Origin of the sequence: Streptomyces sp. NPDC051963 (assembly GCF_044593495.1) — a bacterium.
Classification (GTDB): Bacteria; Actinomycetota; Actinomycetes; order Streptomycetales; family Streptomycetaceae; genus Streptomyces.
The window spans coordinates 999,347-1,017,798 of the sequence record NZ_JBIUCC010000001.1; the positions used below are offsets into that span (position 1 = coordinate 999,347).

An 18,452-nucleotide genomic window follows, 5' to 3' on the forward strand; every position below is an offset into this window, starting at 1 on the left:
CGACGTAGTCGGCAGCCCGTAGGCGCCGGCTTACCGGCCCAACCCTCTTCTTACGAATGCGGAGGGAGCGGTGGCGGAATGCGGCGGAAGGGTGCATCGATGGATCACGCTCGCCGCAGTCGGCGGAGTGGTTCTGGCGGTCTTCGCCTTCCTCGCCCATCGGAAGACCCGCTCCCAAAGCGCTTGGTTTGCATCGCCCAGAAACGGTGAGGCGTCCCGGATGTCCCCGCGCTTTGCCACAGCAGTCACAGCCATCACAGCAGTTACGGCGGTACCACCGGCCAGACCCGTATCGGGCCGCGTGCGTTCCCCACGGCGTGTGCTGGGGACGGGGACGGCGTGGTGAATCAGGCGACCGGCACTGCGCCTGATCGCGACATGCCCCAGGCTCGTGAAGGGGCGAAAGAGCGGGACGCTTTCTTCGACAACGCCAAGTATCTGGCGATCGTGCTGGTGGCGATGGGGCACGCATGGGAGCCGCTGCGCGACGGAAGCCGGAGCGTCACGGCGCTCTATACGCTCGTGTACGCCTTCCACATGCCGGCGTTCATCGTCATCTCCGGCTATTTCTCGCGTGGTTTCGATGCGAGCCCGGAGCGGCTCAAGCGGCTGGTGACCGGTGTCGCCGTTCCGTACGTCATCTTCGAGACGGCGTACACCCTCTTCACCAGGTGGACCGACCAGGTGCCGGACCGCCCCGTGAGCTTGCTGGATCCGCTGTATCTGACGTGGTTCCTCGCGGCGCTGTTCATCTGGCGGCTGACCACCCCGATGTGGCGGTTGGTGCGTCGGCCGCTGCCCCTCGCGCTGGCCGTCGCGATGCTGGCGACGCTGGCGCCGGCCATCGGCAAGGACCTCGACCTGCAACGCACGCTCCAGTTCCTGCCGTACTTCGTGCTGGGTCTGTGTCTGAAACCCGAGCACTTCCGGCTGGTCCGCCGCCGCGAGGTGCGCATGCTGGCCGTGCCGGTTTTCCTGTGCGCGTTCGTCGCGGCGTACTGGGCGGTGCCGCGGATGACCGGAGCCTGGTTCTACCACCGTGACAGCGCCCAGGAACTCGGCGCACCTGCCTGGTCCGGGCCCGTCATGACCCTGGTCACCTTCGGCTGCTCGCTGCTCCTGGTCGCCTGCTTCCTGGCCTGGGTGCCCCGGCGGCGCATGTGGTTCACCGTGCTGGGCGCGGGCACCTTGTGCGGCTATCTGCTGCACGGGTTCCTCGCCCAGGGCGCCAAGTTCTGGGGTTGGTACGACCCCGCCTGGATCCATCGGCCACCGGGCGCGATCGCCGTCACCGTGGTGGCGGCCGGCATCATCACCGTGCTGTGCACCCCACCCGTACGGCGCGTCTTCCGCTTCGCCGTGGAACCGAGGATCACGTGGGCCTTCCGGCGGAGTCCTTCTTACGCTCCGGCTCCGAGGGCGGCGGTACCAGGCCGTCGCACCATGTAGACGTCGATGGGGTCCTGAGTCTCCACGGTGAACCCGTGCCGCTCGTACAGTCGTCGGGCGGCGCTGCCCCGCAGGACGTTCAGGCGGACGAGCATGCGGTCGGCGTCAATCTGCTCCAGCAGTGTGCGAAGAACAGCCGATCCGAGCCCCCGGCCCTGGAGGCCCGGAGCGAGATAGAAGTGCTCCAGCCACCGCCCGTCGTCCGCCGGGCGCACCGTGACGCAGCCCGCGAAGGCGCCCTCGGCCACGATGATCGACGTGTGCTGCGGGGAGAAGGAGTCCCGCAGCCGCTGCCGCACCCGATGCTCGTCGAACCGTCCCAACCGCTCCAGGTCCGTTCGCATCACCGTTGCGCGCAGCTCCGCGATCGCCTCGACATCCGCCGGCTGCGCAGGGCGCAACGCCCATACCGCGGCAGCGCCCGACCCGGTCGCCGGCGCCGCCTGGCCCAGCCGTATTCCGTCCACCCGCGCACTCGTTCCGCCCATGGCCGGAGTATCTCAACGGTTCACCGGGACCACGTAAGCAACAAGATCGCTCACCGGCTCAGGATCCAATGATTCAGCTCGGCAACTGCTGCGTCACCCGCCACAGCCGACGCGGCAGTTCCCCCTCCTCGAAGGCGTACACGTCGACTCCTTCCCAGTCCTCCGCCAGCTCCTCCACCAGCGTGCGGTCGAAGAAGTGCACCGCGAAGCCGTCGTGCTCGAAGATGTCGTCGCCGTGGGAGACGCCGACGCCGTAGTGGGCGTCGCCGATGTGGCGGACGGTGTAGACGAGGGCGCCGCCCGGGCGCAGTACGCGGCGGACCTGGGTGACGAGCGCGTGGATCTCCTCCGTGGACAGGGCCATGCACAGCAGCATGTGCGCGAATACCCCGTCCACGGACGCGTCGGGCAGCGGTAGCGGCTCGCGTACGTCGTGGACCGTCGTCGTCACCGACAGGCCGGACTCGGCCGCCCTGACGCGGAGTTGCTCCAGGCCCTCGGCGCTGAAATCCGTGGCGTGCACGGCGAAGCCCTCGCGGGCGAAGTACAGGGCGTCCCGTCCGTGGCCCGCACCCAGCTCCAGCACCTCGTTCGCTCCGGTCCTCCGGAAGACCCCGGCTGCGTGCGTCGCGGGAGCGGACGGCTCATCTCCGTACATCCCCGGATGACCGGCGTACGTCCGCTGCCAGTGACTCCGCTGCCACCGAGCCAGTGACTCGTCCCGATCCCGCTCGCCCATCGGCACTCCTCCGTTTCGCGAAACCCCGACAGGGCCGAGGGCAGCCTAAGGTGCACGCACCGCGTTCCCCGGGAACCCGGCAACCGGCCGCTGCGCTCTTCCCCTCGACCGCACTCCATACGGCACACTCGGCGCATGGAGACACCCGAGTTCGTAGGGACCCTGGACCGGGAGGGCCGGTTGCTGGCCGCGGCCGCCGAGGAGGCGGGGACCGACGCGAAGGTGCCGTCCTGCCCGGACTGGCAGGTGCGGGACCTGCTGCGGCACACGGGGATGGTGCACCGGTGGGCGGCGGGATTCGTCAACGAGGGGCACACCCGCTTTCACCCCGCCGCCGATCTGCCCGACCTCGACGGCGCCGAGCTCCTGACCTGGTTCCGGGAGGGGCACCGCCATCTCGTCGGCACCCTCTCCGCCGCGGCTCCCGACGTGCAGTGCTGGCACTTCCTCCCCGCGCCGTCGCCGCTCGCGTTCTGGGCGCGGAGGCAGGCGCACGAGACCACCGTGCACCGTTTCGACGCCGAACTGGCCCGCGGCCGTACGCCGTCCGAGATCGACCCCGGTTTCGCCGTCGACGGCATCGGCGAGCTGCTGCTCGGCTTCCACGCCCGCCCCAGGAGCGCGGTCCGCACCGACGCGCCCCGAGTGCTGCGGGTACGGGCGACGGACACGGACGGCGCGGTGTGGACCGTACGACTGTCCCCGGAGCCGCCCGTTGCCACCCGCGACGATGCCCGGGCCGTCGACTGCGAGATCAGCGGTCCGGCGGCTCGGCTCTATCTGTCCCTCTGGAACCGGCTGCCGTTTCCCGCCGTCACCGGCGACGCCTCACTCACCGAGCTGTGGCGGGAGAAGTCCGCCGTCACGTGGAGTTGAGACCGACAGAACCACCATCACGTGGAGCTGAGATCCGCCGTCAAGTGGAACCGTTTCCGGCGAGCATCCGCGTCAGCACCTCGCGCTGCACCGGCAGCACCTCGCCGTGCAGTGCGCGCCCCTTCGCGGTGAGGGCAACCCGGACGCCCCGCCGGTCCTCCGGACACATGGCGCGCTCGACGAGGTCGTCCTTCTCCAAGCGGGCGATCAGCCGCGACAGCGCGCTCTGGCTGAGATGGACCTGCTCGGAGATCTCCTGCACCCGGTAGGCACACGAGTCTCCGGACAGCACATCCAGTACCTCGAAGTCACTTGCGCACAGGCCGTGTTGGTGGAGTGCGCGGTCGAGTTCGCACTGCGTGCGGGCATGCAGTGCCAGCATGTCCCGCCACTGTTCCACGAGCGCCTGTTCGGGCTTCTTCGCCGCCATAGCGCGGCACCGTAGCAGAGACGCCACTTTGTTGCATCCGAATTAAATGCGCTTGCATCAGATGCATGCGCATGTAGTCTCTGTGGCATGACCTCTCCGCTCACCACTCCCACGTCCCAGGGGCGTTGGACCCCTCGTCTGTGGGGCACCCTGCTGGTGCTCTGCGCCGCGATGTTCCTGGACGCGCTGGACGTGTCGATGGTCGGGGTCGCGCTGCCGTCCATCGGCGCCGATCTCGGTCTGTCCACCTCGACGCTGCAATGGATCGTCAGCGGCTACATCCTGGGATACGGCGGCCTGCTGCTGCTCGGCGGACGGACCGCCGACCTGCTGGGCCGACGCCAGGTCTTCCTGGTGGCCCTGGGTGTCTTCGCGCTCGCCTCGCTGCTCGGCGGGTTCGTCGACTCGGGCCCGCTGCTGATCGCCAGCCGCTTCATCAAGGGCCTGAGCGCGGCGTTCACGGCGCCGGCCGGCCTGTCGATCATCACCACGACCTTCCCCGAAGGCCCGCTGCGCAACCGGGCCCTGTCCATCTACACCACCTGCGCGGCCACCGGCTTCTCGATGGGCCTGGTGCTGTCCGGTCTGCTCACCGAGGCCAGCTGGCGCCTGACCATGCTGCTGCCCGCGCCCATAGCCCTGATCGCCCTGATCGCCGGCCTGAAGCTGCTGCCGCGCAGCGTCCGCGAGAAGGACCACGACGGCTACGACGTTCCCGGCGCCGTTCTCGGCACGGCATCGATGCTGCTGCTGGTCTTCACCGTCGTACAGGCCCCGGAAGCCGGCTGGGGGTCCGCCCGTACGCTGCTGTCCTTCCTCGCCGTCGCCGTGCTGCTGACGGTGTTCGTCCTGGTCGAGCGGCGTTCGCCGGGCCCGCTGATCCGGCTCGGTGTACTGCGTTCCGGCAGCCAGATCCGCGCCCAGCTCGGTGCCATGGCCTTCTTCGGGTCATACGTCGGCTTCCAGTTCCTGGTCACCCTCTACATGCAGTCGCTGCTCGGCTGGTCCGCGCTGCACACGGCGCTCGCCTTCCTGCCCGCGGGCGCGCTCGTCGCCCTCTCGTCGACGAAGGTGGGCTCGATCGTCGACCGGTTCGGTACGCAGCGGCTGATCGCGGCGGGCTTCGCGCTGATGGTCGTCGGCTATGCGCTGTTCCTGCGCGTCGACCTCGACCCGGTCTACGCAGCCGTGATCCTGCCCTCGATGCTGCTCATCGGCGCCGCCTGCGCGCTGGTCTTCCCGTCACTCAACATCCAGGCCACCAACGGCGTCGAGGACCACGAGCAGGGCATGGTCTCCGGTCTGCTCAACACCTCGGTCCAGGTGGGCGGCGCGATCTTCCTGGCCGTCGTGACGGCCGTGGTCACCGCGGGCGCGCCCGAGAACGCCACCCCGCAGGCCGTCCTCGACAGCTACCGGCCCGGCCTGGTCGTCGTCACGGGCATCGCCGTCGCCGGGCTGCTGATCACGCTGACCGGGTTGCGCACCGCCCGTCGTCCGCAGCAGTCCGTTGTGGTCGCCAAGTCCACCGCGAAGGAGGCGGAGCGCGTTTCGGTACGCGACTAGGGGGACGCCTCCCACACCGTGCGCCCGACGGGGGCTGCTGTTGCTCCGCCGGGCGCACGCCTGTGAGACCGCGCGGATGAGCGAATACGGGGGGCGGCATGATCAGGCCCGGCGGGACGCGATCACCGTCGAGATCGGATACGCGTTGTTCAGCGCGGCGTTCGCGGCCGCCGTCGTCCACGGAGCCGTCGCCGGTCCGGCCCTGCTCTTCCAACTCCCGGACGTCATGGAGACGATGTTGCTGCGAGGCGGGCCGGTCCTCGCGCCGGTGCTGTTTCTCGCCCGGGTGATCAACGTGCTGGTGCGGTACCAGCGGGCGCCGCTGCCTCAGCCCAGCCACCCCGGCCGCACCAGCCCCGACTCATAGGCCAGCACGACGAGTTGGGCGCGGTCGCGGGCGCCCAGTTTCACCATCGTGCGGCTGACGTGGGTCTTCGCGGTGAGGGGGCTGACGACCAGGCGGCGGGCGATCTCCTCGTTGGACAGGCCGATGCCGACCAGGGCCATGACTTCCCGTTCCCGTTCGGTGAGTTCGGCGAGGGCGTCGGCGGCCGCGGGCTCCTTGGAGCGGGCCGCGAACTCGGCGATCAGGCGGCGTGTGACGCCCGGCGAGAGCAGCGCGTCTCCCCCGACCACCGCCCGTACGGCACGCAGGAGTTCCTCCGGCTCGGTGTCCTTGACCAGAAAGCCGGAGGCTCCCGAACGGATCGCCTCGAAGACGTACTCGTCGAGCTCGAAGGTGGTGAGCATGACCACCTTGACGTCCTCCAGCGCGCTGTCGTCGCTGATACGGCGGGTCGACGCCAGTCCGTCGAGCCGGGGCATGCGGATGTCCATGAGGACGACGTCGGGGCGCAGTTCGCGCACCATCCGCAGCGCTTCCTCACCGTCGGCGGCCTCGCCGGCCACCTCGATGTCCGGCTGGGCGTCGAGCAGCGCCTTGAAACCGGCGCGGACCAGGGACTGGTCGTCGGCGAGCAGTACGCGGATCACCGGTCGTCCTCCTTCGCCTTCACCTTCAGCGGCAGTACCGCGAGCACGCGGAATCCGCCGTCGTCGCGTGGTCCCGCCTCGATCGTGCCACCCAGGGCCGCGGCCCGCTCCCGCATTCCGGCCAGTCCGTTGCCGCTGCCCCCGGCGTCGGCGCCGGTCGCGGGCCCGTCGTCGTCGATGCGCAGCCGTAGCGCGCCGCCGCCGTGATCGAGGTGCACGCGCGTGTGCCGCGAACCCGAGTGCCGTACGACATTGGTGAGGGCCTCCTGGACGATGCGGAACGCGGCGAGGTCCGTGCCGGGCGGAAGCGACGGGGACGCGCCCTCGATCTCGACCGAGAGGCCCGCGCTCGCCGCCTGCTCCACGAGCTCGGGCAGCCGATCGAGTCCGGGCGCGGGCGCACGCGGCGCGTCACCCGGCGTGCGCAGCGTGTCGAGCACCTGGCGGACCTCGCCGAGCGCCTCCTTGCTGGCGGCCTTGATGGTGGTGAGGGCCGTGCGCGCCTGCTCCGGGTCGGAGTCGAGGAGCGCGAGGCCCACGCCCGCCTGGACGTTGATGACCGAGATGCTGTGGGCGAGGACGTCGTGCAGCTCGCGTGCGATCCGCAGCCGCTCCTCGTCGGCGCGCCGCCTGGCCGCCTGGGCGCGCTCGGCCCGCTCCCGGGCCCACTGCTCACGCCGGACCCGGACCAGTTCGGCCAGCGCCACGATGGCGACCACCCAGGCGGCCACGACCCCTTCCCGCCCCCAGGCCTGAGGGCCGTCCCCGGACGGCGGCAGCCAGCGGTACAGCCAGTGGGCGATCAGTACATGTCCGGCCCAGAGCATCGCGACGGCCGCCCACGCGGCCCGGCGGTGCCCCGAGACGATGGCACTGAAGCAGGCCAGGGCCACGGCGAGGAAGATCGGTCCGTAGGGATACCCGGCGCCGAAGTAGATCATCGCGGCCGCCGCCGTACCGAAGACGACCGGAACCGGATACCGCTTGCGCCACAGCAGTTGGACGCAGGCCACGACCAGCAGCGCCCGCGCGAAGGGGTCCAGCGCCGCGCGTTCGCCGACCTGCTCCTGCGCCGCGTAGGTCGACCCGGCCATCACGAACACGGTGAGCGCCGCAGTCGAGCGCCACGGCCACCGTGCGCCCCGTTCCTCGTCGTCCCAGCGGTGTGCCCACGGCGGCCCGTGTCGCCACCAGCGCGACGGGCCGTCGCCACGTCCGTGAAGCCTGTCCATGCCCGCAACGCTAGACGCCGGGGACCACCCCGGACGTCAGCCGAGCGAGGTGATCACACGTACTCCCCGTGAAGTACGTCCATGAACTCGTACGGCTCATGGCGGCACACCCTCTGAGTGAGCGTCCGGTCGAGTTGCTGCTGCCGTCGCCCACGCTGTCGTCGCCCGCGCCGCCGGTGCCGTCGCTCCGCTAGCGGGCGGAGGCCCGGCCCTGCTGCGGATACACCAGGCCCACGCCGTGGGCGAGTTGGGCCACGGCATGCCGGAAGAACGTCTCGCGGTCCTCCACGACCCGGTGGAACTGACCGAACAGCTCGAACCCGACCAGTCCATACAGCTGCGCCCAGGCCGCGACGAGCGCGGTCACCGTCTCGGGCGGCAGGTCGGGGGCGAGGTCGGCCGTCATCCGTGCGGCCTCGGGGCGCAGTTCGGCGGGCAGCGGCGGCTTGGCCAGGCCGAGGCCCTGGTGCGCGTCGCGGAGGATGCCGATGAAGACGTGGCCGACCCGGGAGGCGGCGGGGACGGTGTCGTCGGGTGCGGTGTAGCCGGGGACCGGCGAACCGTAGATCAGCGCGTACTCGTGCGGATGCGCGAGCCCCCAGGCGCGTACCGCCTCGCACACCGCGACCCAGCGCCGGGCGGGCCCGGCGTCCGCGGCCTTCTCGTGCGCCGCTTCCGCGCTCTGGCCCACGGAGTTGTAGGCGTCGATGATGAGAGCGGTGAGCAGGTCGTCGCGGCTGGGGAAGTAGCGGTAGAGCGCGGAGGAGGCCATGCCGAGTTCGCGGGCCACGGCCCTGAGCGAGAGCTTGGCGGCACCTTCTGCCGCGAGCTGTTTGCGCGCCTCGTCCTTGATGGCGGCGGTGACCTCGATCCTGGCTCGGGCGCGGGCTCCTTGTGCGGTACTCATACGACAGAGTGTTCCATGTTTCGGAGCACTGCACACAAACAAGAGCAGCGAACACAAAAGAGAGCAGTGCTCTTGCTTTGGATCACCGATCTCGGGCACACTACACAGGAAGCGAGAGCAGTGCTCACAAAAGCGAGCGCCGCTCACCCAAGCGAGCACCGCTCTTCCACCATCTCTGGGGGTACCCCGATGTCCACATCCACCCACGTCCAGAAGCCCGGCTGGTTCACCATCAACGTCCTCAACCGTTCCGTGGCCTGGATGACGCGCCGCGGCCTCAGCATCTGGGGCTCCCGGGTCCTGGCCGTCCGCGGCCGCAAGAGCGGTGAGTGGCGCACGACGCCGGTCAACCTGCTCACCGTGGACGGCACGCAGTACCTGGTGGCGCCCCGCGGTCATGTCCAGTGGACGCACAACATGCGGGCCGCGGGCGGCGGCGAGCTGCGGCTCGGCAAGAACGTGGAGACGTTCACGGCGACCGAGGTCGCCGACGACGACAAGGCCCCGCTGCTGCGCGCCTACCTCAAGCGCTGGAAGGCCGAGGTCGGCGTGTTCTTCAAGGGCGTCGGCCCCGACTCGTCCGACGAGGAGCTGCGTCGCATCGCCCCCGACCACCCGGTGTTCCGGATCACGGTCACGAGCTGACGTCGCTGACGCCGTCGGCCTCGCCGCCGACGGGTCGGCGGTCCAGCGCGGTCAGGGCGCGCTGGGCCATCGGATGCGAGCGGACGAGCTCGCCGAGAGACGTCGAGCCGCGGGTGATGTCCGCAAAGGCCTTCCAGGCCGGCCGGACGCCGGACAGCGCCGCGTGGAAGAGGCCGGGGCGCCGCTCGAACAGGGCCAGCATCCGCTTGCCGACGGCCATCTCCACGCCCAGGCCCGCCTTGATGGCGAACGCGTAGTTCAGGGCCTGGCGCCGGGTGTCCACCGCGTCGTTCGCCTCGGCGATCCGCACCGCCCACTCCCCCGCGAGCCGCCCCGACCGCAGCGCGAACGAGATGCCCTCGCGTGTCCACGGCTCCAGCAGCCCCGCCGCGTCCCCGCACACCAGCACCCGCCCGCGCGACAGCGGCGAGTCATCGGCACGGCAGCGCGTCAAGTGGCCGGAGGAGATGCTCGGTTCGAATCCGGCGAGGCCGAGTCGCCCGACGAAGTCCTCCAGGTAGCGCTTCGTCGCCGCGCCTTCGCCCCGCGCCGAGATGACCCCGACCGTCAGCGTGTCCCCCTTGGGAAACACCCAGCCGTAACTGCCGGGCATGGGCCCCCAGTCGATGAGCACCCGGCCCTTCCAGTCCTCGGCGACCGTCTCCGGCACCGGGATCTCCGCCTCCAGGCCCAGATCCACCTGGTCGACCTTCACGCCGACGTGCGCGCCTATCCGGCTGGCGCTGCCGTCGGCCCCGACGACCGCACGGGCGAGCAGCGTCTCGCCGCCCTGCAGCAGGACGGCGACCGTGCGCCGGTCCGGCACCGCCGAGCCGTGCTGCTCGACCCGCGCCACCGTGACGCCCGTACGCAGCTCGGCGCCCGCCTTCTGCGCGTGCTCGACGAGCTGCTGGTCGAACTCGGGCCGGTTGATCAGGCCGAACAGCATCTTCCTGGAGCGGCGCGTGCGCGTGAAACGTCCGTTGTTGGAGAACGTCACCGCGTGCACCCGGTCCCGCAGCGGCAGCTCGAAGCCGGGCGGCAGGGAGTCGCGCGAGGGGCCGATGATGCCGCCGCCGCAAGTCTTGTAGCGCGGCAGCTCGGCCTTCTCCAGCAACAGCACGCGCCGCCCCGCGACCGCCGCCGCGTACGCGGCCGAGGCCCCCGCGGGTCCCGCGCCCACCACGACGACGTCCCACACCTGCTGTACGTCGTCCGCCGAAGAGTTCTCGCTGCTCACGATGGTCTACTGCTCCTGATCAAGCCGCTGCCGCACCTGTCTCCCGCATCCTACGGCGGCTTTCGCCGCAGTCCGCTGTGGGAGGATCACACCACTTACTCGTCACAACGTCGCACCCACAAGGAGCGTGCCCATGTCGTCGAATCCGGTCGCCGAGACCGTCGCCTCCCTGATGCCCAGGGCGCGGGCGGAGCTCACCGAACTGGTGGCGTTCAAGTCGGTGGCGGACTTCGACCAGTTCCCGAAGAGCGAGAGCGAGGGCGCCGCCAACTGGGTCGCGGACGCCCTGCGCGCCGAGGGTTTCCAGGACGTGGCCCTGCTCGACACCCCTGACGGCACGCAGTCCGTGTACGGCTACCTGCCCGGCCCCGAGGGCGCGAAGACGGTCCTGCTCTACGCGCACTACGACGTGCAGCCGCCGCTGGACGAGGCCGCCTGGACCACCCCGCCCTTCGAACTGACCGAGCGTGACGGCCGCTGGTACGGCCGTGGCGCCGCCGACTGCAAGGGCGGCGTGATCATGCACCTGCTCGCGCTGCGCGCCCTGAAGACGAACGGCGGCGTGCCGGTGCATGTGAAGGTGATCGCGGAGGGGTCCGAGGAGATGGGCACCGGCGGTCTGGAGCGGTACGCCGAGGAGCACCCGGACCTCCTGGAGGCCGACACCATCGTCATCGGCGACGCGGGCAACTTCCGCGTCGGCCTGCCGACGGTCACCTCCACCCTGCGCGGCATGACCCTCCTCCGCGTGCGGATGGACACCCTCGAAGGCAACCTGCACTCGGGCCAGTTCGGCGGCGCCGCACCCGACGCGCTGGGCGCGCTGATCCGCGTACTGGACTCGCTGCGTGCTCAGGACGGTTCGACGACGGTCGACGGGCTCACCGACGAGACGTCGTGGGACGGGATCCAGTACGACGAGGAGCAGTTCCGCGAGGACGCCAAGGTCCTCGACGGCGTCGAGCTGATCGGTTCGGGCGCGGTCGCCGACCGCATCTGGGCGCGTCCTGCCGTGACGGTCCTCGGCATCGACTGCCCGCCGGTCGTCGGTGCCACCCCGTCCGTGCAGGCGAGCGCCCGTGCGCTGATCAGCCTCCGGGTGCCGCCGGGCGTGGACGCGGCCGAGGCGACCAAGCTGCTCCAGGCCCATCTGGAGGCGCACACACCGTGGGGCGCCCGGATGCAGAGCGAGCAGGTCGGCCAGGGTCAGGCGTTCAGCGCCGACACCAGCAGCCCGGCCTATGCGGCGATGGCCGAGGCGATGGCGGTGGCGTATCCCGGCCAGGAGATGCAGTACGCCGGCCAGGGCGGCTCCATCCCGCTGTGCAACACCCTCGCCGCCCTCTACCCGGACGCGGAGATCCTGCTCATCGGTCTGAGCGAGCCGGAGGCCCGGATCCACGCGGTGAACGAGAGCGTGTCGCCGCAGGAGTTGGAGCGGCTCTCGGTGGCGGAGGCGCTGTTCCTGCGCAATTACGCGGGCAGTTGAGCCACCCCGCCGTGTCCCGCGCCGCGCGCCTCGACGCCCACGGCTCCATCGCGACCTGTCTCGCTCTCCTCAGCGACCACGAACTCGCCGGGCTGGTGGCGGAGAGCTCCTCCGTCACCACGGGCATCGGCGGGCGCGGCGCGGTCACGGAGGTCGCCGGCCGCCGTGTCTTCGTGAAGCGGGTGCCGCTCACGGAGCTGGAACTGCGTCCGGCGAACGGCCGCTCCACCGCGAACCTCTTCGGGCTGCCGTCCGTCTGCCAGTACAACATCGGCGGCCCGGGGTTCGGGGCCTGGCGGGAGCTGGCCGCCCACGAGATGACGACCAACTGGGTGGTGTCGGGCCGGTTCGCGGGGTTCCCTCTGCTCCACCACTGGCGGGTGCTGCCGGACGCGGTCCAGCCGCTCCCCGAGGAACTGGCCGACGTGGAGCGGGCCGTGGCCTCCTATCCGCGCGGCGCCGAGCAGGTGCGGGCGCGGATCGAGGCCCTGGCGTCCGCTTCCGCGAGCCTGACGCTGTTCCTGGAGTACGTGCCGTACACACTGCACGACTGGCTCGCCGGGCAACTCACCACGGACGACAGCGCCTGCGCCTTCGTGGAGAGCGAGCTCGAGGCAGTGATCACCTTCCTGCGGGGCCAGGAACTCCTGCATCTGGACACCCACTTCACCAATTTCCTCACGGACGGCCACCGCCTCTACCTCGCCGACTACGGCCTCGCCCTCTCCTCCCGCTTCCGACTCACCCCTGAGGAGAGGGACTTCTACGACCGGCACCGTGACTACGACCGGGCGTATGCCACCGGGTATCTCGCGAACTGGCTCGTCAGCACCCTGCGGGGCTGCGGCGGCCAGGAGCGTGATGCCTTCATGCGTGCGTGCGCCGAGGGCGCGCCGCCGGAGGGGCTGCCGCCTGTCGCGGCGCGGATCGTGGCCCGGCATGCGCGGACGGCCGTGCTGATGGTGGAGTTCATCGGACGGCTCCAGGAGGAGAGCCGGGAGACGCCGCTTCCGTACGAGGCACTCCGGACGGCGCTCACCACGGACGCGTGACGACGGAGGGTCACGGCGTCGGGATCCCGCCCTCCAGATACAGCGCCGCCCCGCGCTCGCGCGCCCGCAACGCCCACCTCAGCCGCTCGTAGCGGACGGGCGGCAGCAGGTCGGCGGCCTCCGCCTCGCTGACGAAACGCCAGTCGCGCAGTTCGGGGCCGGGCAGCAGCACCCGGTCGGCGTCGGTGGAGTCGAGGCGGCCTCCGTCGTAGAGGAGGCGCAGGCCGCCGTAGCCGGGCGGGGCGGGCGGTTCCCAGTCCACGACGAGCAGCCGGGGTACGTCGTCGAGCCGGATCCCGGTCTCCTCGGTGACTTCGCGCATGCCCGCGCGGGCGGGCGCCTCGCCGGGTTCGACGACACCGCCCGGGAACTCCCAGCCGGCCTTGTACGTGGGATCGACGAGCAGCACCCGGTCGTGTTCGTCGAAGAGGAGGACACCTGCGGCGACCGTCTCGGCGGTGGGCTCCGGGGTCTGCACGATGTCGCAGGCGGGGACGGTACCGCTGCCGACCGCGTCGGCGATACGGACCGCGGTCTCGTACGGGGTGAGAGTGCCGGAGTCGACGGGGTGGGCGTCGGCGCTGAGCCAGGAGGCCAGGGCCGCGCGGTACGGCTCTATGTGGTCGTAGGACCACTGCCGTACGCGCATCTCACCGTCGGGCAGGTCCGGCGGGACCTCCCGCCCCGCTATTCGCTCCCGCAGGATCGTTTCCGCCGGGGCGAGCAGCACATGCCGGACACTGATCCGGCGTGCGGCGAGACCACCGAAGATCTCATCGCGGTAGTCCTGGCGCAGCAGGGTCATCGGGACCACCAGGGTCCCGCCGAGCTCGGCGAGCATCGCGGCCGCCGTGTCGATCACGAGTCGCCGCCAGATCGGCAGATCCTGGTAGTCGCCGACCTCGGCGAGGTGCTTGGGCGGGAGCAGATGCGCGAGTGCTCCGCCGATGACCTCGGGGTCGAAGAGCGTGCTGTTCGGGATCAGGTCGATCAGTTCCCGTGCGGTGGTCGTCTTCCCCGCACCGAACGCACCGTTGATCCAGACGATCACGGTTCCCCCTCTTCTGTTGGCCCCCTGTGGCTTGCCCGCTCCACCCTGCCACCAAAACCAGCCGTCGTTTAGGGCGCAGATACGGCGACGCCGGTGAACCCCGACAGCGGGGGTCACCGGCGCCGTGCTCCGGCCGTCGGACTCGTCAGCCGACCTTGCCCTTGCCCTTCTTCACATGCGGGGTGTCATCCATCGCCATACGGAACTCCTTGGCGAGGACCGGGTCGACGGTGCCGATGGTCCCGTCGACGTCGAGGACAGCCGGACTATGGACCACAGCCGGGTTGCTGCCGAGAACGGCCGGACCGTGGAGAACGGCCGGACCGTCCAGCACGGCCGGCCCGTCGGGAGCGGCCGGACCGTGGGGAAGAGCCGGGTCGTCCCCGTGGGCGTGGGACGGCGAGACGGCCGCGACGACGAAACCGGTGGCAAGGGAGGCGATGGCGAGCATGCTGCGCTTCTTCATGCCGGTTTCAACTGCGGGAACCGGGCCGGGGTCACGCAACGCTTCCCGACGGAACCGCTGAGGACTTCATCGGCCCGACCTGGCATGCTCGGCTCGGCGGCGATGACGAGGAGAGCGGATGAGCGGGCAGAGCGACCACATCCACGTCGACGCGAAGGCGGTGCGCGACAGTGCCGCCACGCGCAACATCCTGGCGGCCGGCTTCGGTCTCGCAGCCGACCTCCCGGCCACCGTGACCACGGGATGCGGCCTGCGTGTGCCGTACGCGATGACGTCCTCGCGTCCGGAGAGCGTCACCTGCCTGCCCTGCCGCGAACACGCCGCTCGGCACCATCTGCGCATGGCCGAGGACATCGAGCGCCTGAGTGCCATGGCGGGCTCCACCCTCCCGCGGGACGACGCGGAGCGTGCGGCGGCCTCGCTGCGCGACGTCGCCCGCCGCTTCTCGGAAATGTGAGCACGGCCCAACACAATCGAACGCGCATCTTCCAACAGACTCCGACACGTCCTACCGTAAACGCACTGGCACCGATGACGCGTACATGTAGTCATCCTATCTTTCGGTGGTTCGGAGGAAGCGTAACGATGCGTCACCCTCACACCCGCACAACCCGCAGAAGATTGGTCGGAGCACTCGCGGCAGGGCTCCTGTGCACCGCAGGACTCGCCGCACCCGTCCACGCGGCCACGGCCGCCGCCGAAGACACGGCCCAAACACCGGCCGAAGGCCTCGCCCTCACCCCGCCGATGGGCTTCAACAACTGGAACTCCACGAACTGTCGGGCCGAGTTCAACGAAGCCATGGTCAAGGGAATCGCCGACATATTCGTCGAGAAGGGCCTCAAGGACGCCGGGTACCAGTACGTCAACCTCGACGACTGCTGGGCCCTGCCGACGCGGGACGCGAACGGCAAACTCGTGCCCGACCCCGTCCGCTTCCCGAACGGCCTCAAGGCGGTCGCCGACTACGTGCACGCCAAGGGGCTCAAGTTCGGCATCTACACCAGCGCCGGCACGAAGACCTGCAACGACGCCGGCTTCCCGGGCGGGCTGGGCCACGAGTACAGCGACGCGCAGCAGTTCGCCGACTGGGGCGTCGACTACCTCAAGTACGACAACTGCAACAACCAGGGCGTGGACGCGAAGCAGCGCTACACCACCATGCGCGACGCCCTCCTGGCGACCGGTCGGCCCATCGTCTACAGCATCTGCGAATGGGGTGAGAACAAACCCTGGGAGTGGGCGGCAGACGTCGGACAGCTGTGGCGCACCACCGGCGACATCAGCGACAGCTGGAGTTCGATGCTGTCGATCCTGAAGCAGAACCTCCCACTCGCGGAACACGCCGGTCCGGGGCGCTGGAACGACCCCGACATGCTGGAGGTCGGCAACGGCGGTATGACGGACACCGAGTACCGCTCGCACTTCTCGCTCTGGTCGATCATGGCCGCGCCGCTGCTGATCGGCTCCGACCTGCGCGGAGCGTCCGACGAGACCTTCGAGATCCTCGGCAACAAGGAGGTCATCGGGGTCGACCAGGACCCGCTGGGCAAGCAGGGCACGGTCGTGTCGTCGGAGGGCGGACGCTGGGTCGTCGCCAAGGAGATGCAGGACGGCAGCCGCGCGGTGGCGCTGTTCAACGAGTCCGCCAGGGCGCAGCGCGTCACCACGTCCGCGTCGGCCGTCGGCCTGCCCGAGGCCCGCGCCTACACCCTGCGCGACCTGTGGCAGCACAAGAGCTACAACACCGCGGGCGCGATCTCGGCCACGGTCCCGGCGCACGGCACCGTTCTCGTACGGGTCGCGGCCGACCCCCGCTGGGCCAAGCACCCGCCCGCCGTCGAACTCGGCCTGGACGGCAGCCCGTTGTTCGAGGCGGGCGAGCCTGCCACGCTGACGTCCACCATCACCGACCTGGGACGCACACCTGCCAAGCGCGCCTCCGTCGCCCTGACCGGGCCCGCGGGATGGACCGTCAAGGCGAAGTCACCGACGACGACCGCGGCACTGCCGACGGGCCGTTCGCTGCGCACCAAGTGGTCGGTCACCGCCCCGTCAGGGACGCCTGGGGGATCGTATGACCTGGCACTCAAGACGAGTTATCAGTCGCCCTCCGGTGTCCGGGTCGTCAGCTCGGTGCCCATTGCCGTGTCCGTGGTGGTGGCACCATCCTCGGGGACGTCCGGGCTCGGTGATCTTCCGTGGCTGTCGACCAGCAACGGCTGGGGGCCGGTCGAGCGCAATACCAGCAACGGCGAGAGCAGCTTGGGCGACGGCAATCCCATCACCGTCGAGGGAGTCGTGTACGACAAGGGACTCGGTGTGCACGCCGACAGCGTGGTCGAGTACTACGCCGGCGGCGGGTGCGAGACGGTCAGCGCGGACGTCGGTGTCGATGACGAGGCACAGACGACCGGCAGCGTCGCCTTCGAGATCTGGGCCGACGGCACCAAGGCCGCCTCGACGGGCGTTCTCACCACCGCGATGCCCGCCCAGCCGCTGACCGCGGATGTGACGGGCGCCGCGACGATCCGCCTCGTCGTCACCGACGGCGGCGACGGCTCCACCTGGGACCACGCCGACTGGGCGAACGCCCAGCTGAGCTGCTGAGGCCGGCACCTTCGCAGCCGGCCTCCGGCTGAACGTTCCTGTCGAGGCCTCCCCGCCTCACACCCCCGCCGCGGGGGGGGGCGCCCCCCCCGCGCGCCCCCCCGGGGCCGCCCCCCCCCCCCCCCCCCGCGGGGCCCCCCCCCCCCCCCGGGCCGCGCCCCCCCGCGGCCGCACCCACCAGTCCCGCGTCCGTCCCCATCTGCGCCGGCGTCACCGTCAGGCGCTGGACGAAGGACAGGGTGGCGTAGTCGCTCAGCGCCTTGCGCAGCGGCGTGAACAGCACATCGCCCGCCTTGCCGACACCGCCGCCGATGACGGCGATGTCGATCTCGACCAGGGTCGCGGTGGCGGCGATGCCGGCGGCCAGGGCCCTGGCGGCGCGCTCGAAGGAGGCGACGGCGACCGGGTCGCCCGCGCGGGCGGCGGCGGCCACCGCGGCGGCGGACGTGTCACCGTCGGGGCCCGGACGCCAGCCGCCCTCGATCGCGCGCCGGGCGATGTTCGGGCCACTCGCGATGCGCTCCACGCAGCCGCGCGAACCGCACGGGCACGGGTCGCCGTCGAGGTCCACGCTGATGTGGCCGATGTGGCCCGCGTTGCCGGTCGGCCCGGGGTGCAGCTGTCCGCCCAGGACCAGGCCGCCGCCGACGCCCGTGGAGACGACCATGCACAGCGCGTTGTCGTGGCCGCGGGCGGCGCCCTGCCAGTGCTCGGCCGCCGTGATCGCGACGCCGTCGCCGATCAGCTCGACGGGCAGCCCTCCGGCGGCGGTCCGCACGCGCCGTACGAGCGGGTAGTCGCGCCAGCCGGGCACGTTCACCGGGCTCACCGTGCCCGCGGAGGCGTCCACCGGGCCCGCGCTGCCGATACCGAGGGCGGTCGCCCGGCCCCACAGCTCGGATGCGGTGAGTTCGCCGAGCACCTCCTCGACGGCGCGCATGACGGTCTCGCCGTCCTCCTGCGCCGGTGTCGCACGCTGCGCACGCACCAGGATGCTGCCGTGGCCGTCCACCAGCGCTCCGGCGATCTTGGTGCCGCCGATGTCGAGCGCGGCCACGAGGTCGGTGTGCATCAGTGTCTGATCTCCCCGTCAAGGATCGGATCTCCCCGTCTGCAACGGGAAAAGGGTGGGCCGGTCTCACGGTGGGGACGCAGGCCGGAGATTGCGGTGGACAGTCTCTCCCGCATCTGACAACGTTGTCCAGGCTCTATGCTCGAC

At 70.8% G+C, this 18,452-nt stretch carries 19 protein-coding genes and 1 pseudogene; 10 read left to right on the top strand and 10 right to left on the bottom strand.

Annotated features, from left to right (window positions below):
• Positions 1-378 precede the first annotated feature (378 nt).
• Positions 379-1,449 carry an acyltransferase family protein gene (locus ACIHFB_RS04185; protein ID WP_400125117.1) on the top strand — a complete coding sequence of 357 codons (1,071 nt, stop codon included), beginning with the start codon at positions 379-381 and terminating at the stop codon, positions 1,447-1,449.
• Here the strand turns inward: ACIHFB_RS04185 and ACIHFB_RS04190 are convergent.
• The gene (locus ACIHFB_RS04190) at positions 1,401-1,937 is read right to left on the bottom strand and encodes a GNAT family N-acetyltransferase (RefSeq protein ID WP_400125118.1); all 537 of its coding nucleotides are present in this window, start codon (positions 1,935-1,937) and stop codon (positions 1,401-1,403) included. The genes ACIHFB_RS04185 and ACIHFB_RS04190 overlap by 49 nt on opposite strands.
• Positions 1,938-2,010: 73 nt before the next feature.
• Positions 2,011-2,676 carry a class I SAM-dependent methyltransferase gene (locus tag ACIHFB_RS04195; protein ID WP_365269741.1) on the bottom strand — a complete coding sequence of 222 codons (666 nt, stop codon included), beginning with the start codon at positions 2,674-2,676 and terminating at the stop codon, positions 2,011-2,013.
• A gap of 135 nt (positions 2,677-2,811) precedes the next feature.
• Here ACIHFB_RS04195 and ACIHFB_RS04200 point away from each other — a divergent pair, with 135 nt between their 5' ends.
• Positions 2,812-3,552, top strand: coding sequence for a maleylpyruvate isomerase family mycothiol-dependent enzyme (locus tag ACIHFB_RS04200; protein ID WP_400125119.1), 741 nt, complete (start codon positions 2,812-2,814; stop codon positions 3,550-3,552).
• Positions 3,553-3,592: 40 nt separating this feature from the next.
• Here ACIHFB_RS04200 and ACIHFB_RS04205 read toward each other — a convergent pair whose 3' ends face one another.
• Complete coding sequence (locus tag ACIHFB_RS04205) at positions 3,593-3,982, bottom strand: MarR family transcriptional regulator (RefSeq protein ID WP_365269747.1); 390 nt, start codon at positions 3,980-3,982, stop codon at positions 3,593-3,595.
• 87 nt (positions 3,983-4,069) lie between these two features.
• Here ACIHFB_RS04205 and ACIHFB_RS04210 point away from each other — a divergent pair, with 87 nt between their 5' ends.
• Both ACIHFB_RS04210 and ACIHFB_RS04215 read left to right on the top strand, forming a co-directional pair.
• Positions 4,070-5,548: an MFS transporter gene (locus ACIHFB_RS04210; RefSeq protein WP_400125120.1), complete on the top strand. Its 1,479-nt coding sequence runs from the start codon at positions 4,070-4,072 to the stop codon at positions 5,546-5,548.
• A gap of 76 nt (positions 5,549-5,624) precedes the next feature.
• Complete coding sequence (locus tag ACIHFB_RS04215) at positions 5,625-5,915, top strand: DUF6332 family protein (RefSeq protein WP_400125121.1); 291 nt, start codon at positions 5,625-5,627, stop codon at positions 5,913-5,915.
• Here the strand turns inward: ACIHFB_RS04215 and ACIHFB_RS04220 are convergent.
• Positions 5,876-6,541 carry a response regulator gene (locus tag ACIHFB_RS04220; protein WP_400125122.1) on the bottom strand — a complete coding sequence of 222 codons (666 nt, stop codon included), beginning with the start codon at positions 6,539-6,541 and terminating at the stop codon, positions 5,876-5,878. The genes ACIHFB_RS04215 and ACIHFB_RS04220 overlap by 40 nt on opposite strands.
• A complete protein-coding gene (locus ACIHFB_RS04225) occupies positions 6,538-7,773 on the bottom strand; it encodes a sensor histidine kinase (RefSeq protein WP_400125123.1) in 1,236 nt (411 codons plus the stop codon). The genes ACIHFB_RS04220 and ACIHFB_RS04225 overlap by 4 nt, the downstream gene beginning before the upstream one ends.
• Before the next feature lie 68 nt (positions 7,774-7,841).
• On the opposite strand from ACIHFB_RS04225, the gene ACIHFB_RS04230 reads away from it, so the two are divergent.
• Positions 7,842-7,967 carry a hypothetical protein gene (locus ACIHFB_RS04230; RefSeq protein WP_400125124.1) on the top strand — a complete coding sequence of 42 codons (126 nt, stop codon included), beginning with the start codon at positions 7,842-7,844 and terminating at the stop codon, positions 7,965-7,967.
• Here the strand turns inward: ACIHFB_RS04230 and ACIHFB_RS04235 are convergent.
• Positions 7,964-8,680: a TetR/AcrR family transcriptional regulator gene (locus tag ACIHFB_RS04235; RefSeq protein WP_400125125.1), complete on the bottom strand. Its 717-nt coding sequence runs from the start codon at positions 8,678-8,680 to the stop codon at positions 7,964-7,966. The two genes, ACIHFB_RS04230 and ACIHFB_RS04235, sit on opposite strands and share 4 nt — an antisense overlap.
• Before the next feature lie 189 nt (positions 8,681-8,869).
• On the opposite strand from ACIHFB_RS04235, the gene ACIHFB_RS04240 reads away from it, so the two are divergent.
• Positions 8,870-9,325, top strand: coding sequence for a nitroreductase family deazaflavin-dependent oxidoreductase (locus ACIHFB_RS04240; protein WP_365269765.1), 456 nt, complete (start codon positions 8,870-8,872; stop codon positions 9,323-9,325).
• On the opposite strand, the gene ACIHFB_RS04245 is transcribed toward ACIHFB_RS04240, so the two are convergent.
• Positions 9,315-10,565, bottom strand: a complete 1,251-nt coding sequence (locus tag ACIHFB_RS04245) for a geranylgeranyl reductase family protein (protein ID WP_400125126.1) — start codon at positions 10,563-10,565, stop codon at positions 9,315-9,317. The two genes, ACIHFB_RS04240 and ACIHFB_RS04245, sit on opposite strands and share 11 nt — an antisense overlap.
• Before the next feature lie 133 nt (positions 10,566-10,698).
• On the opposite strand from ACIHFB_RS04245, the gene ACIHFB_RS04250 reads away from it, so the two are divergent.
• Positions 10,699-12,054 carry a dipeptidase gene (locus ACIHFB_RS04250; protein ID WP_400125127.1) on the top strand — a complete coding sequence of 452 codons (1,356 nt, stop codon included), beginning with the start codon at positions 10,699-10,701 and terminating at the stop codon, positions 12,052-12,054.
• Between the two features lie 11 nt (positions 12,055-12,065).
• Complete coding sequence (locus tag ACIHFB_RS04255; protein WP_400125128.1) at positions 12,066-13,106, top strand: protein kinase family protein; 1,041 nt, start codon at positions 12,066-12,068, stop codon at positions 13,104-13,106.
• 10 nt (positions 13,107-13,116) lie between these two features.
• On the opposite strand, the gene ACIHFB_RS04260 is transcribed toward ACIHFB_RS04255, so the two are convergent.
• Positions 13,117-14,157 (bottom strand): NUDIX domain-containing protein, encoded by a 1,041-nt coding sequence (locus tag ACIHFB_RS04260; protein WP_400125129.1) that lies wholly within the window; start codon positions 14,155-14,157, stop codon positions 13,117-13,119.
• Positions 14,158-14,302: 145 nt separating this feature from the next.
• On the bottom strand, positions 14,303-14,623 hold the full coding sequence (locus ACIHFB_RS04265; protein WP_365271119.1) for a hypothetical protein: 321 nt from the start codon (positions 14,621-14,623) through the stop codon (positions 14,303-14,305).
• Between the two features lie 118 nt (positions 14,624-14,741).
• Here ACIHFB_RS04265 and ACIHFB_RS04270 point away from each other — a divergent pair, with 118 nt between their 5' ends.
• The gene (locus tag ACIHFB_RS04270) at positions 14,742-15,080 is read left to right on the top strand and encodes a hypothetical protein (protein ID WP_400125130.1); all 339 of its coding nucleotides are present in this window, start codon (positions 14,742-14,744) and stop codon (positions 15,078-15,080) included.
• A gap of 128 nt (positions 15,081-15,208) precedes the next feature.
• Positions 15,209-17,233 carry an NPCBM/NEW2 domain-containing protein gene (locus tag ACIHFB_RS04275; protein ID WP_400125131.1) on the top strand — a complete coding sequence of 675 codons (2,025 nt, stop codon included), beginning with the start codon at positions 15,209-15,211 and terminating at the stop codon, positions 17,231-17,233.
• 163 nt (positions 17,234-17,396) lie between these two features.
• On the opposite strand, the pseudogene ACIHFB_RS04280 reads toward ACIHFB_RS04275, so the two are convergent.
• Positions 17,397-18,305, bottom strand: a pseudogene (locus ACIHFB_RS04280) (ROK family protein); the annotation flags it as partial.
• Positions 18,306-18,452: the final 147 nt, after the last annotated feature.